Raw genomic sequence first — 1,833 nt, forward strand, 5'->3', positions numbered from 1 at the left:
CTGGAATGAAACCTGTAGAAGTTGAATTTTTGATGAAGGACGGCCTTACGCCCGGCATGGACAAGGCCGAGCGTGAGGCGCTGGAGCTTCGTAACACCGTCAGGGTGTTGGAGGCGGAACTGGAAAGGCTGCGCCTTGCCGGTGAGACGGCCGCCCCCAATTTGGATCAGAGCGCCAACATCGCCCAGATCCACGCGCTGGAAAAGCAGCTTGAGGAATTACGCGGCAAGTTGAGACAACTTCAGGCGGAATCGGAATCCGTACAGGTCACCCCGCCGGACGTGCCCAATGCACAGCGCCAGTTTAACGGCTTGCACAACAGCATCCAGCAGATTGCCCGTGAGATGCCCTCGTTGGCTATGGGACCGCAGATGTTCTTTCTGGCCATCAGTAACAACCTGCCGGTATTCACCGATGAGCTGGCCCGTGCCCGTAAGGAATACGACGAGCTGCGGAAGTCGGGACAGAAAGGCACGCCGGTATGGAAGCAGGTGCTCTCTTCCCTCTTTTCCTGGCAGACGGCACTTACGACTGGCATCATGCTGCTTGTGATGTACGGTGACGAGATCGTGGAGTGGACGAAAGATTTGTTCAGTGCGAAGAAAGGCGTGGACGAGTTCTCGATCTCGTTGAAGGAAATGACCGAGATCGAGAAGGACGGCCGCGCCCAGATGGTGCGTACCCGCTTTGAGTTGAAATCGGTCACCGATGAGATAAAGAACTTTACCGGCAGCAAGGAACAGGAAAAGGCGAAAGTGGAGGAACTGAACCGCAAATACGGGGAAAGTTTCGGTTATTATAAAACCCTTTCCGAGTGGTACGATACCCTTATCCAAAAGAGCGAGGACTACGTGCAGGTATTGCTTCACCAGGCCAACGTCCAGAACCTCGTCAGCAAGGCAGCCGAAGCTGACGAAGAAGTAAACAAGATCAAGGCCCAGAAACCGGAAGAGGCTGAAAGTGCTATGGGATTCTTTGGAAAAATAGGGCAGTATTTGATGCAAAGCAATATGGCGGAAGTCGGCCAGGTGTATGACGCGCAGGAGGCTATCCGAAAACATGATCAGGAGGCTTATGATATCCTGCTGAAAAATGCGGAGAACAAGCGTGACGGTTATCTGAGGAAGGCGGAGGAGGAAACGAGGAAAGCCGCCGAAGCTGCCAAGAAAGGAAATATCGGCGGACACTCCGATCCTAAACAGTCCGATAAAAAATCGGAAACGGAAGCCAAGCAGCGTATGGCTACAGAGCGCAGGCTGGCGCAGGAACTTGCTGCGTTGCAGGCGGAAAACGCCCAGGAATACATAGACCGGATGAAAGACGGCACTGAAAAGAAACTGGCACAGATCGAATACGACTATAACAGAAGAAAAGAAGAAATAGCCCGTCAGGAGGCTGAATGGAAACGTGAAAACAAGGAAGCCGGTGTTTCCACCGGTGGCAATGGTCTGACTCCCGGCCAGACGGATGCCCTTGCCGGCGCACGCGACTCGAACGATAAGAACCGGAACGCGGCCATTACGGCCACCTTGGAGGAAGAGATGGAAAAAGAAGCCCAGGCCATGCGTGATTACCTGGCGGAATATGGCAGCTATGAAAAAAAGAAGTGGGCCATTACCGAGGAATACGAGAAACGTATCAGGGAAGCCGCCACGGACGGTGAGAAAGACAGCCTGCGGGGAGAGTTGAAAAAGAAACTGTCTGACCTTGATCTGAAGGAATTGAAGGACGGATTGAATTGGGAAGCCGTATTCGGGGACCTCGACAAGGTATCCTCCGAAAGCCTCCAATCCCTCCGTACCCGTCTGAAGGAATATATCGATACCCAGAAGG

At 53.3% G+C, this 1,833-nt stretch carries 1 pseudogene; it reads left to right on the forward strand.

What is annotated here, in order from left to right:
- Nucleotides 1–5: 5 nt before the first annotated feature.
- A pseudogene (locus tag BQ9893_RS20865) lies at nt 6–1,833 on the forward strand (viral A-type inclusion protein); the annotation flags it as partial.

Source organism: Parabacteroides massiliensis (assembly GCF_900155425.1).
In the GTDB taxonomy this organism is placed as follows: Bacteria; Bacteroidota; Bacteroidia; order Bacteroidales; family Tannerellaceae; genus Parabacteroides; species Parabacteroides massiliensis.